At 38.0% G+C, this 23,506-nt stretch carries 25 protein-coding genes; 16 read left to right on the forward strand and 9 right to left on the reverse strand.

Features of this window, described 5'->3' with window-relative positions:
• Nucleotides 1-15: 15 nt before the first annotated feature.
• Together CSV73_RS08855 and CSV73_RS16480 are read right to left on the reverse strand one after the other, a co-directional pair.
• Nucleotides 16-363: a DUF7713 domain-containing protein gene (locus tag CSV73_RS08855; RefSeq protein WP_143560940.1), complete on the reverse strand. Its 348-nt coding sequence runs from the start codon at nucleotides 361-363 to the stop codon at nucleotides 16-18.
• A 14-nt stretch (nucleotides 364-377) separates the two neighbouring features.
• The gene (locus tag CSV73_RS16480) at nucleotides 378-524 is read right to left on the reverse strand and encodes a DUF7685 domain-containing protein (RefSeq protein ID WP_158232320.1); all 147 of its coding nucleotides are present in this window, start codon (nucleotides 522-524) and stop codon (nucleotides 378-380) included.
• 264 nt (nucleotides 525-788) lie between these two features.
• Here CSV73_RS16480 and CSV73_RS16485 point away from each other — a divergent pair, with 264 nt between their 5' ends.
• The 5 genes from CSV73_RS16485 to CSV73_RS08875 all read left to right on the forward strand — a co-directional run bounded on the left by CSV73_RS16485 (nucleotide 789) and on the right by CSV73_RS08875 (nucleotide 5,099).
• Nucleotides 789-950, forward strand: coding sequence for a hypothetical protein (locus CSV73_RS16485; protein WP_158232321.1), 162 nt, complete (start codon nucleotides 789-791; stop codon nucleotides 948-950).
• Nucleotides 951-1,269: 319 nt separating this feature from the next.
• A complete protein-coding gene (locus CSV73_RS08860; protein WP_099627259.1) occupies nucleotides 1,270-2,376 on the forward strand; it encodes a DNA sulfur modification protein DndB in 1,107 nt (368 codons plus the stop codon).
• Complete coding sequence (locus CSV73_RS08865) at nucleotides 2,366-3,409, forward strand: DNA sulfur modification protein DndB (RefSeq protein WP_099627260.1); 1,044 nt, start codon at nucleotides 2,366-2,368, stop codon at nucleotides 3,407-3,409. Before CSV73_RS08860 ends, CSV73_RS08865 begins: the two co-directional genes overlap by 11 nt.
• Before the next feature lie 146 nt (nucleotides 3,410-3,555).
• The gene (locus tag CSV73_RS08870) at nucleotides 3,556-4,113 is read left to right on the forward strand and encodes a competence protein ComK (protein ID WP_099627261.1); all 558 of its coding nucleotides are present in this window, start codon (nucleotides 3,556-3,558) and stop codon (nucleotides 4,111-4,113) included.
• 764 nt (nucleotides 4,114-4,877) lie between these two features.
• On the forward strand, nucleotides 4,878-5,099 hold the full coding sequence (locus CSV73_RS08875) for a hypothetical protein (protein ID WP_099627262.1): 222 nt from the start codon (nucleotides 4,878-4,880) through the stop codon (nucleotides 5,097-5,099).
• 68 nt (nucleotides 5,100-5,167) lie between these two features.
• On the opposite strand, the gene CSV73_RS08880 is transcribed toward CSV73_RS08875, so the two are convergent.
• The 6 genes from CSV73_RS08880 to glnH all read right to left on the reverse strand — a co-directional run bounded on the left by CSV73_RS08880 (nucleotide 5,168) and on the right by glnH (nucleotide 9,712).
• Complete coding sequence (locus CSV73_RS08880) at nucleotides 5,168-5,455, reverse strand: BCCT family transporter (protein WP_099627263.1); 288 nt, start codon at nucleotides 5,453-5,455, stop codon at nucleotides 5,168-5,170.
• Nucleotides 5,456-5,720: 265 nt separating this feature from the next.
• Nucleotides 5,721-6,593, reverse strand: a complete 873-nt coding sequence (locus CSV73_RS08885; RefSeq protein ID WP_099627264.1) for a MurR/RpiR family transcriptional regulator — start codon at nucleotides 6,591-6,593, stop codon at nucleotides 5,721-5,723.
• Nucleotides 6,594-6,619: 26 nt separating this feature from the next.
• Complete coding sequence (locus tag CSV73_RS08890; protein WP_233189623.1) at nucleotides 6,620-7,408, reverse strand: nitrilase-related carbon-nitrogen hydrolase; 789 nt, start codon at nucleotides 7,406-7,408, stop codon at nucleotides 6,620-6,622.
• A gap of 35 nt (nucleotides 7,409-7,443) precedes the next feature.
• Nucleotides 7,444-8,166: an amino acid ABC transporter ATP-binding protein gene (locus tag CSV73_RS08895; RefSeq protein WP_099627265.1), complete on the reverse strand. Its 723-nt coding sequence runs from the start codon at nucleotides 8,164-8,166 to the stop codon at nucleotides 7,444-7,446.
• Complete coding sequence (locus CSV73_RS08900; RefSeq protein ID WP_085132774.1) at nucleotides 8,163-8,831, reverse strand: amino acid ABC transporter permease; 669 nt, start codon at nucleotides 8,829-8,831, stop codon at nucleotides 8,163-8,165. The genes CSV73_RS08895 and CSV73_RS08900 overlap by 4 nt, the downstream gene beginning before the upstream one ends.
• Nucleotides 8,832-8,905: 74 nt before the next feature.
• Entirely contained in the window at nucleotides 8,906-9,712 is an 807-nt protein-coding gene (gene glnH, locus CSV73_RS08905; RefSeq protein WP_099627266.1) for a glutamine ABC transporter substrate-binding protein GlnH, read from the reverse strand.
• A 252-nt stretch (nucleotides 9,713-9,964) separates the two neighbouring features.
• On the opposite strand from glnH, the gene CSV73_RS08910 reads away from it, so the two are divergent.
• Together CSV73_RS08910 and CSV73_RS08915 are read left to right on the forward strand one after the other, a co-directional pair.
• Complete coding sequence (locus tag CSV73_RS08910; protein WP_099627267.1) at nucleotides 9,965-11,347, forward strand: aspartate aminotransferase family protein; 1,383 nt, start codon at nucleotides 9,965-9,967, stop codon at nucleotides 11,345-11,347.
• 291 nt (nucleotides 11,348-11,638) lie between these two features.
• Nucleotides 11,639-12,025 (forward strand): HsmA family protein, encoded by a 387-nt coding sequence (locus tag CSV73_RS08915; RefSeq protein WP_099627268.1) that lies wholly within the window; start codon nucleotides 11,639-11,641, stop codon nucleotides 12,023-12,025.
• Between the two features lie 222 nt (nucleotides 12,026-12,247).
• Here CSV73_RS08915 and CSV73_RS08920 read toward each other — a convergent pair whose 3' ends face one another.
• The gene (locus CSV73_RS08920) at nucleotides 12,248-13,072 is read right to left on the reverse strand and encodes a conserved phage C-terminal domain-containing protein (RefSeq protein ID WP_099627269.1); all 825 of its coding nucleotides are present in this window, start codon (nucleotides 13,070-13,072) and stop codon (nucleotides 12,248-12,250) included.
• Between the two features lie 1,248 nt (nucleotides 13,073-14,320).
• Here CSV73_RS08920 and CSV73_RS08925 point away from each other — a divergent pair.
• The 9 genes from CSV73_RS08925 to CSV73_RS16895 all read left to right on the forward strand — a co-directional run bounded on the left by CSV73_RS08925 (nucleotide 14,321) and on the right by CSV73_RS16895 (nucleotide 23,227).
• Nucleotides 14,321-15,064, forward strand: a complete 744-nt coding sequence (locus CSV73_RS08925; RefSeq protein ID WP_085132780.1) for an SDR family oxidoreductase — start codon at nucleotides 14,321-14,323, stop codon at nucleotides 15,062-15,064.
• Between the two features lie 18 nt (nucleotides 15,065-15,082).
• A complete protein-coding gene (locus CSV73_RS08930; protein ID WP_085132781.1) occupies nucleotides 15,083-15,541 on the forward strand; it encodes a Zn-ribbon domain-containing OB-fold protein in 459 nt (152 codons plus the stop codon).
• On the forward strand, nucleotides 15,534-16,679 hold the full coding sequence (locus CSV73_RS08935; RefSeq protein ID WP_085132782.1) for a thiolase family protein: 1,146 nt from the start codon (nucleotides 15,534-15,536) through the stop codon (nucleotides 16,677-16,679). The genes CSV73_RS08930 and CSV73_RS08935 overlap by 8 nt, the downstream gene beginning before the upstream one ends.
• Before the next feature lie 16 nt (nucleotides 16,680-16,695).
• Complete coding sequence (locus tag CSV73_RS08940; protein ID WP_232319153.1) at nucleotides 16,696-17,160, forward strand: MaoC/PaaZ C-terminal domain-containing protein; 465 nt, start codon at nucleotides 16,696-16,698, stop codon at nucleotides 17,158-17,160.
• 10 nt (nucleotides 17,161-17,170) lie between these two features.
• Nucleotides 17,171-18,322, forward strand: a complete 1,152-nt coding sequence (locus CSV73_RS08945) for an acyl-CoA dehydrogenase family protein (protein WP_085132784.1) — start codon at nucleotides 17,171-17,173, stop codon at nucleotides 18,320-18,322.
• 19 nt (nucleotides 18,323-18,341) lie between these two features.
• Entirely contained in the window at nucleotides 18,342-19,442 is a 1,101-nt protein-coding gene (locus CSV73_RS08950) for a CaiB/BaiF CoA transferase family protein (RefSeq protein ID WP_158232323.1), read from the forward strand.
• 84 nt (nucleotides 19,443-19,526) lie between these two features.
• Nucleotides 19,527-21,629 (forward strand): acetate--CoA ligase family protein, encoded by a 2,103-nt coding sequence (locus CSV73_RS08955; RefSeq protein WP_099627270.1) that lies wholly within the window; start codon nucleotides 19,527-19,529, stop codon nucleotides 21,627-21,629.
• A gap of 186 nt (nucleotides 21,630-21,815) precedes the next feature.
• Nucleotides 21,816-22,853 (forward strand): TRAP transporter substrate-binding protein, encoded by a 1,038-nt coding sequence (locus CSV73_RS08960; RefSeq protein WP_158232324.1) that lies wholly within the window; start codon nucleotides 21,816-21,818, stop codon nucleotides 22,851-22,853.
• Nucleotides 22,854-23,047: 194 nt separating this feature from the next.
• Complete coding sequence (locus tag CSV73_RS16895; protein WP_369802580.1) at nucleotides 23,048-23,227, forward strand: helix-turn-helix domain-containing protein; 180 nt, start codon at nucleotides 23,048-23,050, stop codon at nucleotides 23,225-23,227.
• Nucleotides 23,228-23,506: the final 279 nt, after the last annotated feature.

Below are 23,506 nucleotides of genomic sequence, written 5' to 3' on the forward strand. Positions count from 1 at the left end.
CTCCAACTCATCGGCCTAGTCCTTCATCTGAAATCCTTCGAAGGCTTGCAAGAGATGGCCAACCTCATTCCACTTATACGGCTTACCGTCGATGATTACAAGTGGTGCTTCGGGGTTGACTGAATCGTAGGTAAGTACGCCTTTTAGGTGGTGTTGTTTTACATATGTATAGGATTCACCCGATGGAAATTCTCCCTTTTTCAGATAAGTCTCCGACAGGCCGCGAGTTGTTTTTTCTATCAGTTGTTTGAACAGATTATGCTGATCGACATCCAGTTTCCGATCCACAGCAAATTCGTATCCTTGCTCCCAACGGTCACGCGCAGCCAGCAAAATCGCTGTTCCCGTGATCTGCCGCTCCACTTCGAAAATACGTTTTACTTCATTCGCGACGAATTTTTGGACAATCCGGTAAGTTCTATTCCTAACTCTGCCGCCATCACTGTATTATGGCAATCCATACAAAGTGACTGATTGCCGAGCCGCACGCGCACTGTATCAGTACTGCATATTTCACACTTCATCAAATCTCCCTCCATTTGTATCTTTATCGTACCAGAAAAGCGTATAGATGTGCATTATACAATTGGGACACTACTCAGATAACTAGTACCTGATAAAAAAGTTATTCCATCGTACAAAACGATCTGATGACTATTTTAGCTATTCCTACATTTTCAACTCGATGACACTAAAATCTCTATCACTGCAATGATCTTTACAAACTTTGGAGATACTGTAAGTGGACCTTTGAATCTGACAGATCCTAAACGGGGTTTCAGGTGTTAATGAGGGAAATTGATCAGACATTTGAAGCGTATCGATTAACGCGTGTCATCTTAGAAATCGATACAACTGCTCATTACTATGAAGGCATAGTAAGAGTATGTGATCAACAGAGCTATATAGCGCGAGTAATTAACGCAGCGATAAACGAAAGAAGATGCTGAGCTATTAGAAGACTAACCAAATGACAGGGTACCAGGTTCCCGCATAATTCTGTAGTTCATTAGTATGTGCTTTTATTGAATGTAAAATATAACGATGTACCAAATCGCAACACTCCACTCTACAGATTAAATCTGTGAAGTGGAGTGTTTTTTGTCAAGAAAACACCAATTATCACGATATCCATTTTCCGTCAAGAGCTAAGAAAAATGTGTAGTAAAAATAAATTTCGTATTAAAATAAACCACTAGTTAGAAGATTCTGTGGACGAAGTATTATTCTTGCGCTATACTAATCAAAATGGCACGGGGAGGAAGACTCATGTTGGATGCGGGACTTACCACAAGGATGAGTGGTAGTAGTTATAAACAGTTCGGAAAAGAAGTTCTTTGCACTCAAATACACTTTTCCATGCTGGAGGCGATGTTCGAGATTGACCATGAAGTGCAAAGGCAGTTGGACCCCCGGAAGCGTAAAGATATTCGGGATTTCATACTGGATAGTCTGAAAAATGGGGAGCCGTTTTACTTTTCACCTTTCGTGTTCTCTAGTCGAGGAAATATACAAGAAATAGACGGTGGCTTCGTGTTGAAACCGGGATGTAGTATTTATGTCCTTGACGCACAACATCGCATGTCAGCGATTGCTTCTGCTATAAGTCAGTTGAAATCGAAGAAGGAAGCAGCGGAAGAGACGGGGAATCAGGCGGAAGCGGAGGAGTCGCGGAAGTTTATTCAAATATTAGCGGGTTATCCTGTATCGATGCAAGTCTATTTGGATTTGAATCAGCAGGAAGAACGGCAGTTGTTTACGGATTATAATACCGAACGACGAGAAGCGCATCCAGGATTCATGTTATTGTATGATCAACGAGACGCTTATACTGAGCTGACGCGTACTATAGCACAGCAAATGAAGACGCGGCTAGATATTGACCAAGTGCGTTCGCGGCTCACGGAATCGAACACGTCTATTACGTCATTGATCACGATGAAGAAATGTCTACTTGCGTTATTTGAAGGATGCTTAACGGTGAAAACAGGTAATCCATATTACAAAGGTTGTAAAGCAAGTGATGTACCAGCTATTGCAGAAGCATTCTTTTCCTCTTGGTTGCAACTGTTTCCTAAACGCATGACGGATCGAAAGAACTATGCTTGTGGCGTGACGGGCGTTCAAGTAGCGCTTGCTTATACAGTCTATACGCTAACGCGGGAGCAGTCGTTGACGCATATGGAAGCTATTCAGCAACTGCAACTGTTGAAGAAGAGATGCACGTGGAAACATGATGATCCGGTTTTTGATCATATGTACAATAAGCAATCCAAACAAGTGCGGAATCATTCGAATTCTACAGCCGTTAAGCGGACGATGTTAGAGTTTTTACTGATCATTCGTGAGGAAAGGGAGCGTTTGAATGATCGTTAATGAGATATTTTCCAAAAGACAGACCATGGTGATCTATACGGTGAAAGAGTTGACGAAAATGCTGGACGATCAACGTTTGGTACTTAGGGAAGTCAATGCGGGGCAGGCTCGGATGATTCGACGGTATATACTTGACAATGTCATTCAAGAACAAATTTATCTACCACCTATCGTTGCGGCAATCGAATCTGGAAGTCTTGCGGACGGCCGACCCGATTCATTGATCGTAATAGATGGTTCGCAGCGTATGAAGGCGCTAACACAACTTGAATCGGCAGTCTCTCGCATGACGAGTAGTGATGATGTAGCGGAGCAGAAGAAAGGTTTTACGTTACATTATATGCTGAATCAAATCGAAGTAGCAGTGCAAGTGTTTGAAGGGCTGTCGCCAAAAGAAATGGATCAACTATACATAGATCTCAACACAAAAGGAAAAAAGGTGTCTTTGTCTAAGCGGATTTCTTATGACTCACGTAATGAAGTGAACTCGCTTACGAATAGGCTACTTAAGAGCCATCAGTTGCTTCGAAAAGCGGGAGTGGAGCTGGAGAAGGCTGCCGTCATGAGACCGCGTAATACGAATTTGGTTTCGTTGTCGCAATTGAGACGATTGGTTGGCTATTTTATGACAGGTAAAGTAGTGAGCGGAAAGATTGCGATGCACAGTGAGAATACAGGAGAAGTGGAAGAAACTTACGAACTACTGATGACATGGTTTGACGAATTGTTCAATTTGCAAGATGCGAAAACGATAGGAGACTATACGGTATCTATGTTGGCAAGCTATTCAGTATTGTCAGCAATAACTCAGTATGCCTACAGTGGAGTGGAAAACGAAACGTACGCAGTGAAACAGCAAACGATTCAGGAGCGTATGCGAAAGCTGTCCCATGTAAACTGGTCACCAAAGCAAGATATTTGGAAGAAATTCGATGGCGATGTGAGAGGTAAGGACAAATTTTATTATCTTACACACAATAAGAAAAACAATCAGGCATTGATTAACTGGTTGCGCCTTGAAGGAGGTGAGTAGGTACTGGCAGGAAAAAATCCCCGAGTGTTAGCTAGTCTCCTCAGACTCACTCGGGGATTACCGATTGGAGTATGCTACCAATCTATAGATAGTATACTCTTTTTTTATTGATTACAAAAGCAATTAAGAAAAAAGGAGGCAACACAATGAAAGTCGAAACGAACTTTATGATGACAAAAGCAACATGCATGATTTATCCTATGTACAATGAGGTAGGTAAACTGCAGTCAGTGGTGATGGAAAACAAAGAGTTGATACAGGTTGATTTCAAGCCAACAGATTTAGTGGACCAAAACATTCGTTACCATGGATCCAGTTTGCGCGGTGCGTGGGATGGATCACGTGTCATTTTAGGCGGAAGATTCGCCATGATACCCGTTATAGTCAGTGAGAAGCTGAATATGTATTGGTTTCCCCTTTACTCACCGTCTCGACCAGATTGCGCATGGTTTGCATTGCAACGAATCCACAGCTATCATCGTCTGAATAAAAAACAAACACGTGTTATGTTCGATAATGGTGAATACTTTATTGCAAACATTTCGTATACAAATTTTGAAGGCAAATACGTACGGGCTTGCAGGCTGAAGCACGCAATGGACAGAAGGACAGAGTCACTGATGGTATGTGAGAGTCCGCAGTCTGCGACGTATTTGATTAATCGGGATACGAGTGACAGGAACTATAGTATGGAACTGGATTGAATGGAGTAGTTCAAGAAGTATGCGCATGAACATGAGAGATCTGATTACCGGGTAACCGGTAAGGATGTATCGCAAGTACTGGCATTTTCTGAGCCTAGTAGTTCTTTCTAATAGTATAGAGTTTTTTAGATACTCTCACTTGAAAATCATCAAATAGTGGAGATTAATGAGATAGCTTCTGTATGTACTAGATATAAGTTGATGAAAGAAGATCGTGTAGGCATTGATCTATCTGATCTTACAACTACACAGATGAGCAGGGTATTACTATTTAAAGCTAGGATTATCTTTGGCAAAACTGCCGATGAATTTATAAGCATAGAAAAGTAGTAATCACAATGCATTCTCATGAAAGAATGCTAGAAAAGACAGGTTCTAACAAATTGCCCAAAGTAATAGAGACCATTCAATGGCTAACGGACACAGACAATGTTTTGAAAGCCCAGTTTATAGGGCATAGTTCACTAGCATACCCATTAACGGCACGAAGGAAACGCACGATTGTACTGCCAATCAGCTTTAGATTTGTACGCGGAAGAAGATATCTATTATCCCTTACTCAAAGTCTTTGCCAGGATGAAAATTAAACAGATCAAATGGCTGAACTTCGACGTAAAATAGTGCAAAAACAAAATAAGAAGTAAGTTAAATGAACCAAGAATTGCTGGATAAGTAATTGTAGATGATTAAAATCATAGACGTAAGGGCAGTTTTAATGAAAGGGGAGACTTCACATGCTAATCATAAACAGGGAGGTTCAGTCAATGGACCGGGAAACAACTTTGCTAAAGAAAGACATTCATTGGCAAATTGAGGATAGTTTATATGTTGTTAGGAATGTCCCTTCTTTAAAAGCTGACTATGACGATGAAGAGCTATTAGATGTTGATGTATCCATTACATTAACTGCATTACGTGACTTGATGGTGGAGGATTCTATTCCTGTAGACGTAGACTTCACAGGTTTTGCAGACATTCGTTTCTAAGATGGGTAAATAAACTAAATTATGTGCAGCCTATGTCTTCATGGACATGGGTTTTTTTGATTGCTAGTCTACTTGGAAGGTTTGTCGATACTGGCGGCAAAAGTAGGTACCATGTTGCCACATATAGTTAGTGGGAACAAGGTGATGATCGCCAACGTTAGAATAATGGACAAATCGCCTGTTACTAGTAGAAGACTTATCACTATGGCCATATAAATTCCCCACGTTGCTTTAACTTTTTTGTCGGGATACAAGTCTCCATTTTTGCTCAGTATTGCCAATACAAATGTAACTGTCTCTGTATTCGTAATGAAGAGCAAAGCAAATAAAATAATGTTTATGATACTCATAAACATCGTAAATGGCAGTTATTTAAGTAATATAAACATATTCAGCGCATTATTTGCAAAGGCCCTATACCTGAGCTTATGGAAACGAAATGGCTCATGTATGCACTTAATGAGTTGCAAAAAGAAAAGTCTTCTGATGACTGAGAAACTCATCATCAGAAGACTCTTTTTGCTTTACTAAGAATTTGTACATTCGCACTAAGTAATTAAGTAGTTTCAAGATGCCTGTACACCAAACCTTTGTACGTTCTTGTTTATTCCTGCGCTCATGTTAATCATTCGACAAATCTCTTTTATAAAAGACTCCGAACTTACCCCATATGTCTTCCATTTGATTGAGCCGTTGTTCAACATTCTCTTCACGTTCTTTACCTAAATAGACAATTAGAGCATTAATCAAGCTTAAAGGTGCTGTGAAAGAATCGATGAACGATGGCATATCACTGGAAGCAGTCAATGTAATATCCGAATAGGGCAGAAGGGGAGACAACAAGTTATCAGTAATCGCAATAGTACTGGCTCCCATCTCTTTTGCAAACGCAATAGTGTTAATTGTACTGCTGGAATAACGTGAAAAACTTATCCCGACCACAACATCTTTGCTAGTGAGTGAATGAAGTTGTTCAGGAATAATTTCAAACGAACCCAGTATTTCAGAGTTATCCAGAATGATATTTAAATAATAGTGCAAGAATATTCCAAGTGAAGCCGTACTTCTATTTGCAGAAATATAGATTTTATTTGCATTAAGAAGAAGATCGGCAGCTTTATGAAAGGATTTAATATCCAAAGACTCTAGAGACGCCCTTATATTATTAATATCATCATTGAAAATGTCATAGATTGCCTGCTCTTTATCGTCATACACATTGGAAGACATCTTAAGCCGTTCGGTTGTAGTTAGTTGTTCCTTGACGGAGTTTTGCATTTGCTTTTGCAATTCCGGATAGCCTGAGTAGTCCAGTGCTGTGGCAAACCTCACAACGGTAGCTTCACTTACGCTAGCTTTTGCAGCCAATTCTGCTACATTGAAAAAGGGTACAGTATTAACGTTTTTTAATATATAGTTCGCAATTTTTCTATGCGATTTGCTTAATTGAGTAATATTTTCAGCGACATGTTGAAAAACATTTGTTTTGTTCATACTCGTTCAAATCCTTGAGCTGTATTTTAGTAATTAACGATTGGATCCTTGCCTGGTAGTAAGCTGCGATCCAAGTCATCGAGATATGGGACAACACTTCTCGTTTGACTGATGAGGGAAAGGTCCATATCATAAATCAGGATGTGTTCCTCGTCAGAAGGCGATTCAGTTAGGACTTCTCCATTTGGTGCGACGAGCTTACTTTTACCACAGCTACCTTCGTGGACTGTATTTACACCAAGTACAAACACTGTGTTATCTAATGCACGAGCTGGTAATTGGATATCCCATCTAGATTGCGCTGGAATACTCCAGACAGAAGGGCAAATAATAAGTTGTGTTCCTTGTAAAGCTAAAATCCGACTTGGCTCAGGGAACTCAATATCTGCGCAGATTAGAATACCGATATTGCCAATAGATGTGTGAATAACATTGTATTTTCGTTCACCTGCTGCGAAATGGTTCTTTTCTCTTCCCCAGAGGAAGGACTTCCTGTAGGTGGTTAATAATTCGCCTGTATTCTCAATTACAGCGGTGGAAATGTAAATATTACCGCCTTCTTTTTCCACGAATGGAACGACGAGTAAGATGTTATGTTCTGCTGCCGCTTCCTGGAAAAGAGATATTGTCTTACCTTGAGGTGTTTCAGCAAAAGCAGTAAATTCTTCTGTTGATAAATAATAGCCGCTTATCCATAGTTCGGGCAATACAATGAGCTTTGCTCCTTGGCTTGCAGCTTCGGAAATCATAGCCATTGCTTGAGTTATATTTTCCTCCCTAAGATTGGGCTTTGAATGCATTTGCAGGGCAGCCACTTTAACCAATCCAAACACTTCCTTTTTCTATTATGTTATAACACTTTACGTAAAAAAGATTTTGTTCGTTCATTTTCAGGATTAGTGAATATCTTTTCAGGAGGACCTTGCTCCATAATGATACCCTGGTCGAAGAATATAACACGATCACATACGTCACGGGCAAAATCCATTTCATGTGTTACAACCACCATAGTCATTCCACTTTTAGCTAGATCTTTCATCACTTCTAATACTTCGCCTACCAATTCAGGATCTAAGGCTGAAGTCGGTTCATCGAACAACATGATTTTCGGATTCATTGCAAGACTGCGTGCAATCGCGACACGCTGTTTTTGACCACCGGAAAGTTTCTCAGGGTATACATTTGCTTTGTCGGCAAGACCCACTTTTTCAAGTAGTTTTATAGCATTTTCATGGGCATCTGCCTTGTTTTTTTTACTAACGATCATGGGAGCTAATATGATATTTTCAATAACGGTCATGTGGGGGAAGAGGTTGAATTGTTGAAACACCATGCCCACCTCACTGCGTATTTTATTAATATTTGTTTTTTTATCAGTTAGGGAAACCTCTTCGATCAGAATTTCACCTGATGTAACTTCCTCTAATAAATTCAAACAACGAAGAAAAGTACTTTTTCCAGAGCCGGATGGTCCGATTATTGAAATTACCTCTTTAGGTTTAATATCGCATGAAATACCCTTCAATACTTCTAATTCACCGTAGTATTTATGTAAATCATTCACTTGTATCATTTAACATGCAACCTCCTTTCAACAAAACGTAAACCTATTGAAATGGAGAGAGTGAGCACTAAGTATAAAACTGCAACTGCAGTATACACTTCAACGGCACGGAAGTTAGAAGAAACTACAATCGTTCCCTGACGCGTAAGTTCACCTACTCCAATTACTGTTAGTAAAGATGTATCTTTGAGACTAATGATGAACTGATTGCCTAATGGCGGAATCATTCGTCTAAATGCCTGTGGCCATGTAATCCGGTATAAAGTTTGAAGTTTTGTAAGACCAAGGGATCTTCCAGCTTCTATTTGTCCATTATCTACACCTTCAACTGCTCCACGAACTATTTCTGCAATATATGCACCTGCGTTCAGTGCGATAGTTACGACACCAGCTACAAGTGGGTCAATTTTAATGCCCAACATCAACGGTAATGCAAAATAAATATAAAGTGCCTGAACCATGATTGGGGTTCCACGTATAATTTCTACATAGACAGTGGATAAACTAAAGAGGATTTTACTTTTGGAAAGCCTCCCTAATCCAACGACTATACCAATGATGAAACCAATCAAAATACCGACAATTGCAATGAGGACGGTATATTTCATTCCTTTAAGTAAAAAAGGCAAAGCTTCAATTGCAAATGACCAGTCCAGTGTGAAACCAGTATTCATAAACTATCACTCCTTTCAACTAACTTTGTATAAACGTAATGTAGAAATAACTATATACTCTCTGTTGGTCGATCTTATTTTTTAGGTAGTGCTTCTCCAAACCATTCTTTATACAATTCTTCATACTTTCCATTTTCCATCAATGTTGTTAAAGCGTTATCAACATCTTCCTTTAGTTCACTGCCTTTAGGCATTGCAATTCCGAATGATTGACCTTCAAGTAAATCACCTATTGTTTTCACTTTACCTTGTCCATTCGTTTTAATGTAATATTGAATGTTTGGTAAATCGAAAATGACAGCATCTGCAGAACCTTTTTCAAGTTCCATATAGGCTTGGTCTATGTTGGGGAAGGGTACTAAGTCTTTTAGTCCTTCAATTTCAGATGCATAATCATAGCTGGATGTTCCTTGTTTTGTGGCAACAACTTTACCTTTTAAATCGGCTACACTTTGTATTTCGGTTTCATCTTCTCTGACAAGAATAGCAGTTCCCGCATCATAATACGGTGCGCTGAAGTCAATAATCGCTTCACGTTCTGGTTTTATAGTAATTCCAGCGATAGCTAAGTCTAAATTTTTCGTTTGAAGTGCGGGAATAATACCTGTGAAATCCATCGGTTTAAGTTCATATTCAAATCCAGCTTCTTCTGAAACCGCTTTCAATAAGTCAATATCAAATCCAACGTACTCACCTGATTCTTGATCTAAAAACTCAAAAGGTACGTAACTAGTGTCTGTCCCTACTATCAATACCTTTTTTTCTGATGGTTCTTTTGCTGATGTTTCTGAAGAGCTTTTGTCTGAACTACAGCCAAACAATAGTAAGCTGCTAGCTAATGCTGTACCTGCTATTACATTTATAAAAGTTCTTTTTTGCATTTTATTTCCTCCTCTAAATTAGTTGTAGTATTCATAATATTCTAATCCCGCTTAATGTGCAATGTTTATTTCATAAAACAGAATGTAAAAATTATTTATTTCATATTGACAATATATTAATAAAACTCTTTGTATTAAATAGTTAAAATAATCTTTTTATTTGTTTACAATATCCATTGGGTTATGTATAGTTGAAATAAATATTTCATTTATATAAAAAATGAAATAAAAAATTCTAAAAGGGTGAAAACTATGTCGCAAAATAAAGTTCTTTCCGGAATTGAAGAGTATAAAAAAATGACCCCTAAGTCGTTGGAGTTTTCGAAAACCTCAAAGGAAGTTATGCCAGGAGGTGTCACTGCGAATATTAAATTTTTTGAACCGTACCCACTTATAATGAAAAAAGGTTCTGGTGCATACCTGACAGACTTGGATGGAAACGAATATATAGATTATCTTCTATCCTATGGTGCATTGATGACAGGTCACGGACATCCTAAAGTATTAGAAGGAATTCGTAACCAGCTTGAAGAAGAGGGAACGTTACTATTTGGCACCCCACACCATTTGGAAGTCAAAATGGGGCAGAAAATTAAAGAATTGTATCCAAGTATTGAAAAGCTGCGCTATACGAATTCAGGAACAGAAGCAACCTTACTTTCCATCCGGATGGCATATGCTTATACAGAAAAGTATAAAATCGCAAAATTTGAAGGTCACTACCACGGAGGGTATGATCAGGTTTTACTTAGTGTGAATCCTTCCGTTAACGAAGCGGGACCGGCAAAGAGACCGAATGCTATTGCGGAGTCAAAAGGTGTAGATCCTTATCACAAGGAACATACTGTTATATTGCCTTTTAATGACTTGGAAGCAACAACAGAAATTTTAACGAAACATAAAGATGAAATCGCGGCTGTTATTTTAGAGCCAATACAGGGTGGATTCATTCCTGCTGAACAGGAATTTATGGATGGTTTGCGGGTAATTACTGAGAAACTAGGCATTCTTCTAATATTCGATGAAGTAAAGACAGGCTTTCGTTTGGGACTGGGTGGAGCACAGGAGATTTACGGTATTACACCCGATTTGACAACGTTGGGGAAAGTTGTTGGTGGAGGGTTCCCAGTAGGAATTATCGGTGGTAAGAAAGAAATAATGGAAATGAGCGCACCTACGGCAGCTTCAGATGTTTTCGATAATAGTCAAAGCAAAAAATCGGGAGCAAAAGATGTGCTATTCCATAGTGGTACTTACAATGGACATCCTACTATTCTTGCGGCCGGTTTGGCGACGATTGATGTGCTTGAAGAAGAAATTCAACATGTTTTCAAAAGTACAGAACAATTAAAATCCGGAATTTGTGACTTGTTTTCACAAAAAGGAATTAATGTACAAACGATAGGTATGGGGTCAATCTTCAATATTATTATTACAGAGAAAGAGAACGTTCATAATTATCGAGATTTACAAGAATCTAATTTCGCATTACGAAAGGAAATTGATTATCACTTATTAACTAAGGGAGTTTATACAAAGCCTCTCAATCGTTATAGTCTATCTACCGTTCATGGAATGAAAGAAATTGACAAGACGTTGGAAGCGTTCAAATTAACGTTGAATAAATTATTTTAATATGTCATTTCGGATTGAATGCATGTATGGCTGTTTTTTACGCATATGCCTTTTCTACAATTCAACATATATTAAACGCAGTCGCCATTTTTAAAGTGGCGGCTGTGTTCGTATTAAAAGTTTTTTCTATAATGAAACAGCCAGGGTACCAGGTCCCCACACAATTCTCACACAATTACTTGGCAATTAGATAGAGTTGAAAATATAGTTTCAATATTTCGAAATAGTTTATCTTCTGTTCATATTCGCCGTATAGGATATAACTATACAGAATGAATGGAGATGAAGAACATGAGTACATTATTAATGGTTGCATCGTCTGCAATGGTAGTCGCTCTCATTTTATATAGTATTGGCGTATTCGGTGAGAAAATCAGTGGTACGATTCAATTTAAACATCTAATATTCTTTGTAGGTGGGCTGATATTCGATACGATCGGCACTACGCTTATGAACCGAATTGCTACGCAAGACGGAGGTTCGACATTTGGACTTCATCAAATTACGGGTGGTGCCGCACTTGTATTAATGGCTTTTCACTTGGTATGGGCGATTTGGGTCTATAACAAAGGCGATGAAAAAGCGAAGCGACAATTTCACAAGTTTAGTTTAGGTGTATGGACGCTTTGGGTTATTTCGTTTGTGCTGGGTATTTTGCTTGGGATTGGGGTTATTTGAATCGGTGCCAGGTCCCCACACAATTCCCACGCAATTCGGGTAACTCTCGATACAGTACCAGGTCCCCACACAATTCCCACACAATTCGGGTAACACTCGGTACAGTACCAGGTCCCCACACAATTCCTACACAATTCGGGTAACACTCGATACAGTACCAGGTCCCCACGCAATTCCCACATAATTCGGGTAACTCTTATCCACTAGAATACTATACAACACTTACTCATCACCTTTGTTGAAGTCGAGCACGGGTGCAACGGGTAAGTGTCTTTTCGGTTTTTTAGGCGTTACTAGTTCATTGACATAGTTTTCAAAGTTCGTTGCGTTAAACAACGTGGAAGGTCGCAGGAATGCGCTGAATTCAGGGCGGTTCAACCATTGCTTGGTCTTTAGATCAATGACACGAATGAAATCTTCTTGTGTATAGCCTTCTTTAATTCGCCCGTTGATGAATTTATGGGTGGCCGCGGATTGGGGTTTGAACTGTTTTCCGGTTTTGTCATTCAAGTACTGAATCACAGAATGTGCGACGTCGAGATTCTTCTCGACAATGGGTTTATTTTTTATATTCTTAAGTTCTTTGGTAATAGGCCGTCCCATAGTGGGATACGCCACCGTCTCAGTGTGAGTTGGCACGGCGTCCAATTGTGGGTTGGCAGTCGACTCATGTTGGGGTGGTGTCGCATCCCATGTTGGGTTAGCCGGTATCTCATTTGGCTTATAGGAAAAAGGTAGCTGTTCATAATCGATTCGATACCATTTCGTATTGTCGATTTTCATCCTATTATGCTTCGAAGTGGAAATCAAATAACCTTTTTGTTCCAAGTCATACGTAATCCGTTTGATCGTATTCAACGACCAAAACGGAAATTCTTCCATCCAGTCGTCGTACGTATTGAACACCCACTTATGACCATCCCGTATATTTTTTGAAATGTTCAAGCGGTAGTGCAGTTGTTGTAGAAATAGCGCAGCGTTTAATCCAACTTTCATGGCCAGTGATGGTAATAATGGGATCGGATCTTCGTTTATTAGTAATTTCATATCATTGCCCCCCTAGAGATCAGTGTGATTGAGTACTCATTTTGTACTTCTTATGCTCTATATAGAGAGTTTTCTTGAAAAGGATACTTGTTTTTTGCGAGTACCAGGTTCCCACGCAATTCGGGTAATTTAATAGGGGAAAGACCATTCCCATATAAATTAAAGAAAAAGCGTCAACTCCAAAGATTCGGTGTTGACGCTTTTTGATGATTAACATATATAAAAATTAGTTATTTAATAATAGCTTGTTTTTTTGGAAATATTTTTTTGTTCAAAAAATATCTTTAGTCTTGGGCAAAAAAATGCCGTAGTTCTCTCCAAATTTAATCGTGATGGGAATACATTCAGGGAGCTTTTGCCGTCCTTTACTTTTCTTCAGACGCTGATTACAAGACTTTAGTAACTAACTGATTGGTAGAAAAACATAATGGCATATCATCCGAAGAAAATCCCAAATTGATTTACGCTGTTGTTGAATTAATCGCATTAATTTCAATCAATGGGAACGTGATCAGCGTGATAAACATTTGATTCCAAATGCCTTTTGGTGAATGGCTAAACACGTGACGTACTTTCAAATGCTGCTTAATCCATTTGAAAAATAATTCGATATATCAACGATTCTTATATGTCTCTAATATCTCACTTTCACTTAAGTCAATCCGGTTTGTGAGTAAGTGGAACGTGGTTCCTTCTTCGTCCACTAATTCTATATATCTACAAATTTCTTTTCGTGTCAATATCGAAACTAAATCATTTCGCTTCAAATGGGGAAGAGTAGATTTATAAACTCTGATGAATTCTACAAGAAACGTCTTTCGAACACGTAAGAGAAATTGAATATTTCTTTCGCGCCAGCCCCCAATTTTTGTCTCTCGCATGTCGTTGAAGTACCCAATAACGTCTACCTAATCGACCAAGTGAATCAGCTAAATCAGCTGTATTTAAATCGATTAATCGACGACTAATTTATGAATAGCTAATAGATGTGAGCTCCAATTCCCTCTGCAATGCTTTTTAGAACGAATTCCTTTAAGTCCTTCTTTTAAGTTAGGGACAAAAGCCTCCTTAAATCCATAGAGTTAACGAAAAAATAGCCAATTAATATTTTGGTCATTGTGGATAGTTCACATAAAGAAATCAATATTATATGCTTTTTTGCCATATAAACTTTAATACAAATACATTAAAGTTTAAATAGGGTAAATATTCACAATAACACGAAAATTATATAGGAGGAATAATAATATGCGTTTCAAAAATAAAGTTGCAATCGTCACAGGATCAGGAAGTGGAATAGGGAAGATGATTGCAAAAAAGCTCGTTTTAGAAGGAGCAAAAGTGGTTGTTACCGATATTGACGAGGCTACATGCAAATCATCAGTAGAAGAATTGAGAGAGTTAGGTGGCGAGGTAACGTCGATTGTTGGGGATGTATCTAATGCAAAGGATGTGCAGAATGTTGTAAATAAGGCAATTCTTCAATTTGATAAGATCGATATTTTAGTAAATAATGCAGGGATCTTAAAAGATGCGAAAATCCACGATATGAAAGAAGAGAGTTGGGACGAAGTTATTGACGTATGTTTGAAAGGTACATTTTTGTTTTCAAAGTACGCTTCACTCTCGATGATGGAACAAAAATACGGGAAGATTGTAAACATTTCTTCACGTGCTCATTTAGGAAATCCTGGCCAAGCAAACTATTCATCGGCTAAAGCAGGTATTGTTGGTTTAACAAAGTCACTCGCAAAAGAGTTAGGTAGAAATAATATAAATGTAAATGCGGTTGCACCGGGGTTGATTGAAACAGCAGCATTACGAAATCATCCGAAATATGAAAAAATCAAAGAATTACAGAAAAAGGATACACCTCTTCAGCGGGTTGGTTTACCCGAAGATGTTGCGAATGCGGTATTATTTCTTGCGTCCGACGATGCTTCATATGTCACAGGAGACTTGTTACATGTAACAGGTGGTAGGTTTGGCTAATCAAGGAGGAGAATTATTATGTTCGATTCAGATGAAACGATTGCAGTAAAAGATGGAATGTGGAGAGATACAGCAAATGGTCCACTATTAATCGGGAGTAGATGTGGAAATTGCGGGGAGTTATTGTTTCCTGAAAAGAAAAACAACTTCTGTCCCAATTGTTATGAAAGCGCTTTAACGGAAGTGGAGCTTAGTAAAGAAGGGGTAATTAAAGCTTTTACGATAATTAATGAAAGACCAACAGGAGAGTTTTATAAGGGGAAAGTTCCATATTGTTATGGAGTAGTAACACTGCCAGAAGGGATTAATATTCTTGCTTTGTTTCAAGATGCGGAATGGGAAAATATGAAGATTGGTCAAAACGCTAAATTAATCATCGAACCATTATACGAAGAAGAAGGTACATCTGTTTTAACTTATAAATTCTCTCCGATATTTGACGGGGAATTAGAAAGAGGGGGGAAAACTATTGAGTGAAGAAGTTTGGGTTGCTGGGATCGGCACAACAAAGTGGGGTGTATCTCAAAATATTGAATCATACGAATTAGGCGCTCAGGCGATTATTGAAGCGATTCGAGATTCCGAATTAGGATGGGATGAAGTTCAAGCTATTTATTGTGGAAGTGTTTATCAAGGAACAGGTTCAGGACATCGTGTAGTCCAAGAGCTTGGTTTTAATGGAGTTCCCATTATTAATGTAGAAAATGCTTGTTCTAGTGGGGCTACCGCTTTTCAACTCGCTTATCAATCTGTGAAATCAGGTGAGTACGATGTTGCGTTGGCATTTGGCTATGAAAAAATGCCACGTGGACCGATACCGAGCACAGCTTTCCCGAAATGGCAACTAGAAATGGGTTTTAATGTCCAACCTGCAAATTATTCATTAGAAACGATTGAATATATGAAAGAATATGGCGCGACTGAAGAAGATTTCGCATTGGTAAGTGTGAAGAATCGTAAAAATGGATCGCTAAATCCAAACGCACGGTTTCAAAAAACAGTGACAATTGAAGAGGTTTTGAACTCTAGAATCATTGCCACGCCTTTAAGATTACTAAATTGCTGTCCTTTAGCTGATGGAGCTACTGCATCTGTTTTAGTAAATAAAAACAGGCTGAAAAATAAAAGAAAAGGGATAGAAGTAGTGTGTTCTGTCTTAACATCAGGTGTTTACGGAGAAGCAATTTATCAATCTGGGATTGTTCCAAGTGTTAAATATTCTCCAGAAGAAGGGTTAGTTGAACTGTCCGCGAGAAAGGCTTATGAGACAAGCGGGTATGGTCCAGGGGATATGGATATTGTACAAGCTTATGACAGTATGAGTCCAGGAGAGTTATGGGATATTGAAAAGTTAGGATTTTGTGAGCGAGGGTTAGCTCCACAATTGCTTAGAGAAGGTTATTTTGATTTAGACGGGAAATTACCTGTCAATACGGATGGAGGCTTACTTTCAAGAGGACATCCATTAGGAGCAACAGGTCTAGCTCAAATCTATGAAGTTGTGCAGCAGCTAAGAGGTTATGCGGGAGAAAGGCAAGTAGATAATCCCAGAATGGGATTAACACATGCGATGGGAGCGGGACCAAATAGTACGATAACCATTCTAAAAAAATAGAAAACGGGGTATTGATGTGAGAGAAGACACTTTGTTTTATGAAGACTTTCAAGTTGGGGATGTTTATTTTTCACCATCCAGAACGGTTACTGAGGCGGATATTGTAAATTTTGCAGGTCTTTCAGGAGATTATAATGCTTTACATACAGATGAAGAGTATGCGAGAGACTCCATATTTGGACAAAGAATAGCCCATGGCATGTTAGGTATGGTCATAGCTTCAGGACTCTTTACAAGAACAGATTTAAACGGAAGAATGAGTCCAACGTTATTAGCATTATTAGGAATTGATTCTTGGAAGTTTATCTCACCGATTAAAATTAATGACACAATTCGCTTGGAAATTGAAATTGCCGATAAAAGAGAGACAAGTCAGGGCGGAAAGGGAATCGTATTTTTTAAGAGGAAAGTAATCAATCAAAACGGTGACCTTCTACAAGAGGGGACTACGCCGATGTTAATTGAAGCTTATCAAAGATAGGAGGAATAAAATGAGTATAACATTAAATGAAGAACAGTTAATGATTAAAAATACTGTTAAAAAGTTTTTGGATAAGGAAATTAGTCCAATGGTTAATGAATACGAGCATGAAGGAAAACCCGTTACAACGGATATTGTACAGAAACTTGTACCATTTGGATTCTTAGGCGGTTTGTTACCAGAGAGTAGCGGAGGCTATGGTTTAAATCATACAACTTATTTTATTATGATAGAAGAGTTGTCAAGAGTTTGGCCATCGTTGAGGGCAACAGTTGGAATTACTAATTCTGTCTTAACGCATATTTATGAATATGGATCGGAAGAACAAAAGAAAAAGTTTATACCGCCATTATTAAAGGGAGAAAAGCTCGGTTTCTTTGCATTGACTGAACCAAATGTAGGATCAGATGCGTCCAGTATACAAACACGGGCAGTGCTCAAAGGAGATAAGTGGGTATTAAATGGATCGAAAATGTTTATTACAAATGGAATAGAGGGAGAAGTTGGAATTGTTATTGCCCAAACAGATAAAGACAAAGGAAATAAAGGAATAGCTTCCTTTATAGTAGAGAAAAGTGAATCGAGTTATTATGCAAGTAAAATAGAGAAAATGGGAACATTGAGTTGTCCTTTTGCAGAATTAACATTTGATAACTGTGAAATTCCAAAAGAAAATTTACTAGGGGAAGTAGGAGACGGCTTAAGACAAGGACTTAAATTTTTGAATAGTGCTAGAGCGATGGTTGCTTTTATTTCAACGGGTATTGCACAAGCGAGTCTAGATGCTTCAATTACTTATGCAAAAGAAAGAGTGCAATTCGGCAAGCCAATCGGTGGTTTTCAACTAATACAAGAAAAAATTAGTAATATGGTCACTTTAACAAATGCAATGCGTTTGCTCGGTTTACAAGCTAGTCATCTATTAGATGAAGGGAAAGAATGTAAGGTAGAATGTTCGATGGCAAAATACTTCTCTACAGAAAATGTCTTAAAAGTCGCAGAAGATGCTTTACAAATTCACGGAGGATATGGTTATACAAAAGAGTTTCCAGTAGAGAGATATTATAGAGATATACGATATTTCACGATTGCTGAAGGAACTAATGAAATACAGAAACTTATTATTGGAAGAGAGCTTTTAGGGATTTCTGCTTTTACTTAAAAGGAAGGAGGGATTTGAATTGCTACCACTTGAAGGAATCAAGGTTTTGGATTTAACTAATTTACTTCCAGGACCTTTTTCAACAATGATCTTTGCAGAGCTAGGTGCAGAAGTTATAAAAGTAGAGAGACCGGGGATAGGGGATGGAGCAAGAGAAGTAGCAGGGTTATTTGAAGCAATTAACAGAGGTAAAAAAAGTATTACACTTGACCTTAAAAATAATGAAGACAAAAAGAAGCTTTCTGCACTAATAGAAGAAAGTGACGTAATGATCGAAGGTTTTAGACCGGGCGTAATGGAGAGATTGGGTTTTCTAAAAGATAAAGTGAAGACAATAAATCCGCGCATCATTTATTGTTCTATTTCGGGCTATGGACAAGAAGGACCGTATAGAAATCTGCCAGGTCACGATATAAATTATTTAGCTGTATCAGGTATTCTTAGTATTAGTGGAGATCCAAAAGGAAAACCAGAGGCAGCAGGTGGTATACAAGTTGCTGATTTAGGTTCTGCTATGTATGCGGTTAATTCTGTTTTGGCTGCTTTATTATTGAGAGAGAAAACAAATGAAGGTACTTATATAGATGTCTCAATGACAGATTGTGCACTCTCTCTAATGGCACCTAGAATTAATGAGTACGTTAATCGTAACAATCCTTCCAAACAAAATTTTATGGGGAGAGGAGCTTATGGTGCCTATAAAACGAAAGATAATAAATATATTGCAATCGGCTGTGTTGAAGAACACTTTTGGCATAAATTATGTGACGTTTTAAATGTAGAAAAGTTGAAGTCGAATAAGAAGTTCGAAGGTTGGCATAATCGAATGGAACATGCAGATGAAATAAATGCTATTTTGAATAAGAAGTTTCTATTAAAGAACCGTTCAGAATGGTTGGAATTAATGATAATAGAGGATATACCGTGCGCTCCTGTTAATTTTATCGAAGAATTATTAGAGGACCCACATTTGGCATATAGAGGCATTATAAAAAAGGACGAAAATAGTGATAACCTTATTATTACGCATCCTGTGAAATTTACAAGTTTCGAAGTGAGAAGTAACTCGGATGTTCCAACAGTAGGAGAGCATAATTCCCTCATTAAAAACCCGCTATAAACTCCCGTTGCAATGGGGGGAACGTATATGATTTTTTAAAAGCGCTTACACTCAATTTCACATGAAAGAAAGGAGCTAAGGAATATGTTTACAGATTTAACAAGACTCGTTCAGCCGACAAATATAGCAATTATTGGTGTTTCGAGTAGGGATGGTTCTCACGGGAAAAACACATATGAAAATATAGTGAAACAATCAAATTTCTCTAAGGAAAATGTCTACTTAGTTAACGATCGATATGATGAGTTATTTAATCGTAGATGTTATAAAAGCATTAGTGAAATTAAAGGTGTTCAAATCGATGTAGCAATTATTTTAGTTAGGGCTAATGCTGTTCCAAGAATTGTCCAAGAGTGCGCAGACCATACGATTCCCTTTGCATTAATTATGAGTTCTGGTTTTAATGAAGTAGGGGAGGAAGGTCAAAAGTTACAAAATGAATTACAAGCTGTTATTAAAAATACGAATATTAGAGTTTATGGACCAAATTGTCCGGGGTTAACCGATTTAAATAGAAGATTAGGAATGACATTCTCTCCGGGATATGTAAATGATACGTTAGGCGGGAGTATTGGATTAGTTACACAAGGCGGTGGGTTAGGGAGAACTGCATTACAAGGACAGAAAAGAGGGATTGGCTTTGGTTACTTCTTTTCGCCAGGAAATGAAATTGACCTAGATTTATCAGATTGCATTTACTATATGATTCATGACCCTAAGATTAAAGTAATTGCTGCCGTTGCAGAGGGGATTAAAGATGGAGAGAAATTTAAAGAAGTAGCGAAACTAGCACTTAAAAAACGTAAACCAATTGTAATTTTAAAGGTAGGGAGAAGTGAACTCGGCAGAAAAGCAGCGCTGTCCCATACAGGTTCATTGGCGGGTTCAGATCAAGTTTTTGATGCTTTATGTAAACAATTCGGAGTCATAAGAGTCAACGATATTGATGAGCTTATAGAAACATCACAACTATTTGTTAGATGTACAATAAGAGAAGATGTAGGTTTAGCAATAGTAACGGGATCTGGAGGAAGTGGTTCCTTGTTGGCAGACTTCTGTGGTTTAAATGGATTAGACCTACCCTCATTTAATACATCGACCATAAAAAAATTAGAAGAAGTCTTACCACCGTTTGCTTCTTATAATAACCCAGTAGATTTAACCGCATCATTTTTAGTAGATGAAAGAATCCATGAAGATAGTATGATCCCAATATTGGAAGATGATAATATTGATATTGTCATTGAGCCAATTAACGCAGACTATGGAAATTCCACTAAAATACTTGCTGAATCACTTGTTAATTTACAGAAGAAAACGGATAAAGTGATTATCCCAATTTGGATGAGTAGTAGAGAAGATGGGGGATATGACATTTTAGAAAAAGGGGGACTAGTTCCTTTCAGAAGTATAAGAAATACGGTGACTGCCTTAACTCACTTCTCAAACTATGGAAACTTTGTAAGTAGTCATGTAGAAGTTGATTTTAATCCTAATCAAAAGGAAGCGCAGAGGAGCAAAGATATAATAGTTAAAAAAAGAGTACTGAACGAATATGATAGTAAAAAGTTTATTGGAAAAGTGGGGATTGAAGTTCCAAATGAAGTATTAGCAGTAAGTAAAGGAGCTGCGATTAACGCTGCAGAAAGTATAGGTTTTCCTGTAGCTATGAAGATTGTTTCTGAGCAAATTAAACATAAAACGGAAGTAAAAGGGATTCAGCTTAATATTGAAAATGAAAAAGCTTTAAGTTTAGCCTATGATGAATTAATGGAGAACGTGACTAGATTGGCGCCAAACGCTCATATCGATGGTGTACTAATAGCTGAAATGGTTAAAGGTGGGCAGGAAATGATATTAGGATTAAAATCCGATCCTCAATATGGTCAGTCTATCTTAATAGGAATGGGCGGAGTAAATGCAGAAATTTTAAAGGATATTGCAATTGGAATCTGTCCGATTTCTGAACAATATGCGAAAAGCTTGGTAAATGAATTAGCGTCCACTCCTTTATTAAACGGGTATAGAAATAGTCCGAAGTTAGATGTCGATGCATTGGCGAAAGCAATTAGTGATTTATCTGTACTAGGTATCACAACACCAGAAATTAATGAGCTAGACATCAACCCATTGATTGTAAAAGAAAAAGGTGTCGTTGCGTTAGATGCATTAGTTATCTTGGATTAATTCTTATTGTTGTAAAAAAACGCAAAAATTATTCAGAATAAATAGTTTCCCGTATAAGCTAAGGTCGGTTCGTTCTCCAATTCTAGCCAGATTTTCAGTTTATTTTATAACTTCATATTGAGATCTAGTGCTAGTGTTGATTAATACAAGGTTTGTTATACAAACAATGATATAGGAGGGAAAATGATGAAAAGAATATTAATTAACATATTAATTGCTGTATCAGTCATATCAATTGTATCTGCTTGTGGGAATACCGATGAGGAAAAAAGTTCTGATAATCAAGATGTTATTAAACTAAGATTCGCTGACTATATGCCAAAGAATCATTTTTCATCTGTCAATGCGCAACAAGTGTGGATAGATAGAGTAGAAGAACTAACGGAAGGCAAAGTGGAAATTGAGTATTATCCCGGTGAACAATTAGGGAAAGCGAGTGACTCACTGGATTTGGTAAATACAGGAGCAGCGGATATTGTTAATGTTCCGCAAGCTTATGTTTCGGGGAAAATGCCACTGTCTAGTGTAGCTTCGCTACCTGGTTTAGTAGATAATATTAGGCAAGGAAGCTTAGCATCTTTTGAACTGATAAATAGTGACCCAGTATTAAATCATGACTTTCTGAAAAATAATGTTGTGCCTATTTTTGGATATACGACGAGCACTTATGAGTTCTGGAGTGTGAAAAAGCCAATCAGTCAAATTGAAGATTTAAAAGGTATGAAAGTTAGATCTCAAGGCGGTTCAGCAAATCTTCAAATAGAAGCATTAGGGGCAACGCCAGTTACAATTTCAACAGCTGAGCAATATGAAGCATTGGAAAGAGGGACAATTGATTCGACTTTATCGGCTACAGCAAGTATCACCTCCTATAAGCTTGATGAAGTCCTAAACTATGCGACATTAGGTGCAGGCGGAGGAACAACTTTAGTTTTTTATTTAATGGATAAAGAGAAGTGGGACTCGATTCCTGAAGACTTGCAGAAGAAAATGCAACAAGCAACAGATGAAGTTTTGGAGGAATTTATAACTGTTTCGATAGAAAATGATGAAGAAATAATAACAGGGTTATCAGAAGAAGGGATTGTAGAGTTCATAGAAATCGACAAAGAAGAATTTGCACATGTTAACGAAGAAGTTCAGGAAAAATGGATTCAAGAAAATGAATCTATATCTTCACAAGAAACGTTAGATCTGTTTAAAGAGTTTTTAAATAAATATTAAGGAAATCCCAGAAAAAAGTGAGGGCCAATTGTAGAATCAAGTTAGCCTTCTAAATTCAAAAAAGTGCCATTATAAAATTTCGTGTATCATTGAAGTTGCGAAACAAACAATGAGAGGAAGTCTTATAATGGCACACACTGAGAATACCATAAAAATAAACACTTAGCTTTTTTGAGTGAAGTCAAATTGCTGCCCTGCATAATACTGAACTTTCTAACCGAGACATTGGAAGACGCTTAGGACGTGCCCACCAAACGAATGCTACTGAGTTGAAGCGTGGTGCGACAACACAACTGAAGAGGGCCGCACATCCTATACAGCCTACTTCGCTGAAACTGGACAGACTGTTACGAACGAAAACGGCTCAACTGTGATGCTAAAAGTAAGCTACTGAATACCGGAGAGTTTATTGATTTTGCCTGTGAACAGATCACAGATCACGATTGGTCTCCCGATGCCTTAGTAGGGTTTGCCGATAATCAATCCGACTGGATAGACAAGCCGATGGTGTCCACCAAATTTGTCCTCCATACTTCCCTTGTGAAAGAGGATCAAACGAGCGTCACAATGGCCTTATTAGACGGTAAATTCCTAAGGGGGGTTCAGATTATTCTGCTGAATCCATCCAACGTATTTATCAGACGCTAAATAAC

The organism is Sporosarcina sp. P1, from assembly GCF_002743155.1.
Taxonomy (GTDB): domain Bacteria; phylum Bacillota; class Bacilli; order Bacillales_A; family Planococcaceae; genus Sporosarcina; species Sporosarcina ureae_B.

Bases quoted from the DNA above. Each gene is read 5' to 3' on its own strand.
- CSV73_RS16480 (WP_158232320.1), bottom strand. From the start codon at position 524: ATGAAGTGTGAAATATGCAGTACTGATACAGTGCGCGTGCGGCTCGGC.
- CSV73_RS16485 (WP_158232321.1), top strand. From the start codon at position 789: ATGAGGGAAATTGATCAGACATTTGAAGCGTATCGATTAACGCGTGTC.
- CSV73_RS08860 (WP_099627259.1), top strand. From the start codon at position 1,270: ATGTTGGATGCGGGACTTACCACAAGGATGAGTGGTAGTAGTTATAAA.
- CSV73_RS08865 (WP_099627260.1), top strand. From the start codon at position 2,366: ATGATCGTTAATGAGATATTTTCCAAAAGACAGACCATGGTGATCTAT.
- CSV73_RS08870 (WP_099627261.1), top strand. From the start codon at position 3,556: ATGAAAGTCGAAACGAACTTTATGATGACAAAAGCAACATGCATGATT.
- CSV73_RS08875 (WP_099627262.1), top strand. From the start codon at position 4,878: ATGGACCGGGAAACAACTTTGCTAAAGAAAGACATTCATTGGCAAATT.
- CSV73_RS08880 (WP_099627263.1), bottom strand. From the start codon at position 5,455: ATGTTTATGAGTATCATAAACATTATTTTATTTGCTTTGCTCTTCATT.
- CSV73_RS08885 (WP_099627264.1), bottom strand. From the start codon at position 6,593: ATGAACAAAACAAATGTTTTTCAACATGTCGCTGAAAATATTACTCAA.
- CSV73_RS08895 (WP_099627265.1), bottom strand. From the start codon at position 8,166: ATGATACAAGTGAATGATTTACATAAATACTACGGTGAATTAGAAGTA.
- CSV73_RS08900 (WP_085132774.1), bottom strand. From the start codon at position 8,831: ATGAATACTGGTTTCACACTGGACTGGTCATTTGCAATTGAAGCTTTG.
- glnH (WP_099627266.1), bottom strand. From the start codon at position 9,712: ATGCAAAAAAGAACTTTTATAAATGTAATAGCAGGTACAGCATTAGCT.
- CSV73_RS08910 (WP_099627267.1), top strand. From the start codon at position 9,965: ATGTCGCAAAATAAAGTTCTTTCCGGAATTGAAGAGTATAAAAAAATG.
- CSV73_RS08915 (WP_099627268.1), top strand. From the start codon at position 11,639: ATGAGTACATTATTAATGGTTGCATCGTCTGCAATGGTAGTCGCTCTC.
- CSV73_RS08920 (WP_099627269.1), bottom strand. From the start codon at position 13,072: ATGAAATTACTAATAAACGAAGATCCGATCCCATTATTACCATCACTG.
- CSV73_RS08925 (WP_085132780.1), top strand. From the start codon at position 14,321: ATGCGTTTCAAAAATAAAGTTGCAATCGTCACAGGATCAGGAAGTGGA.
- CSV73_RS08930 (WP_085132781.1), top strand. From the start codon at position 15,083: ATGTTCGATTCAGATGAAACGATTGCAGTAAAAGATGGAATGTGGAGA.
- CSV73_RS08945 (WP_085132784.1), top strand. From the start codon at position 17,171: ATGAGTATAACATTAAATGAAGAACAGTTAATGATTAAAAATACTGTT.
- CSV73_RS08955 (WP_099627270.1), top strand. From the start codon at position 19,527: ATGTTTACAGATTTAACAAGACTCGTTCAGCCGACAAATATAGCAATT.
- CSV73_RS08960 (WP_158232324.1), top strand. From the start codon at position 21,816: ATGAAAAGAATATTAATTAACATATTAATTGCTGTATCAGTCATATCA.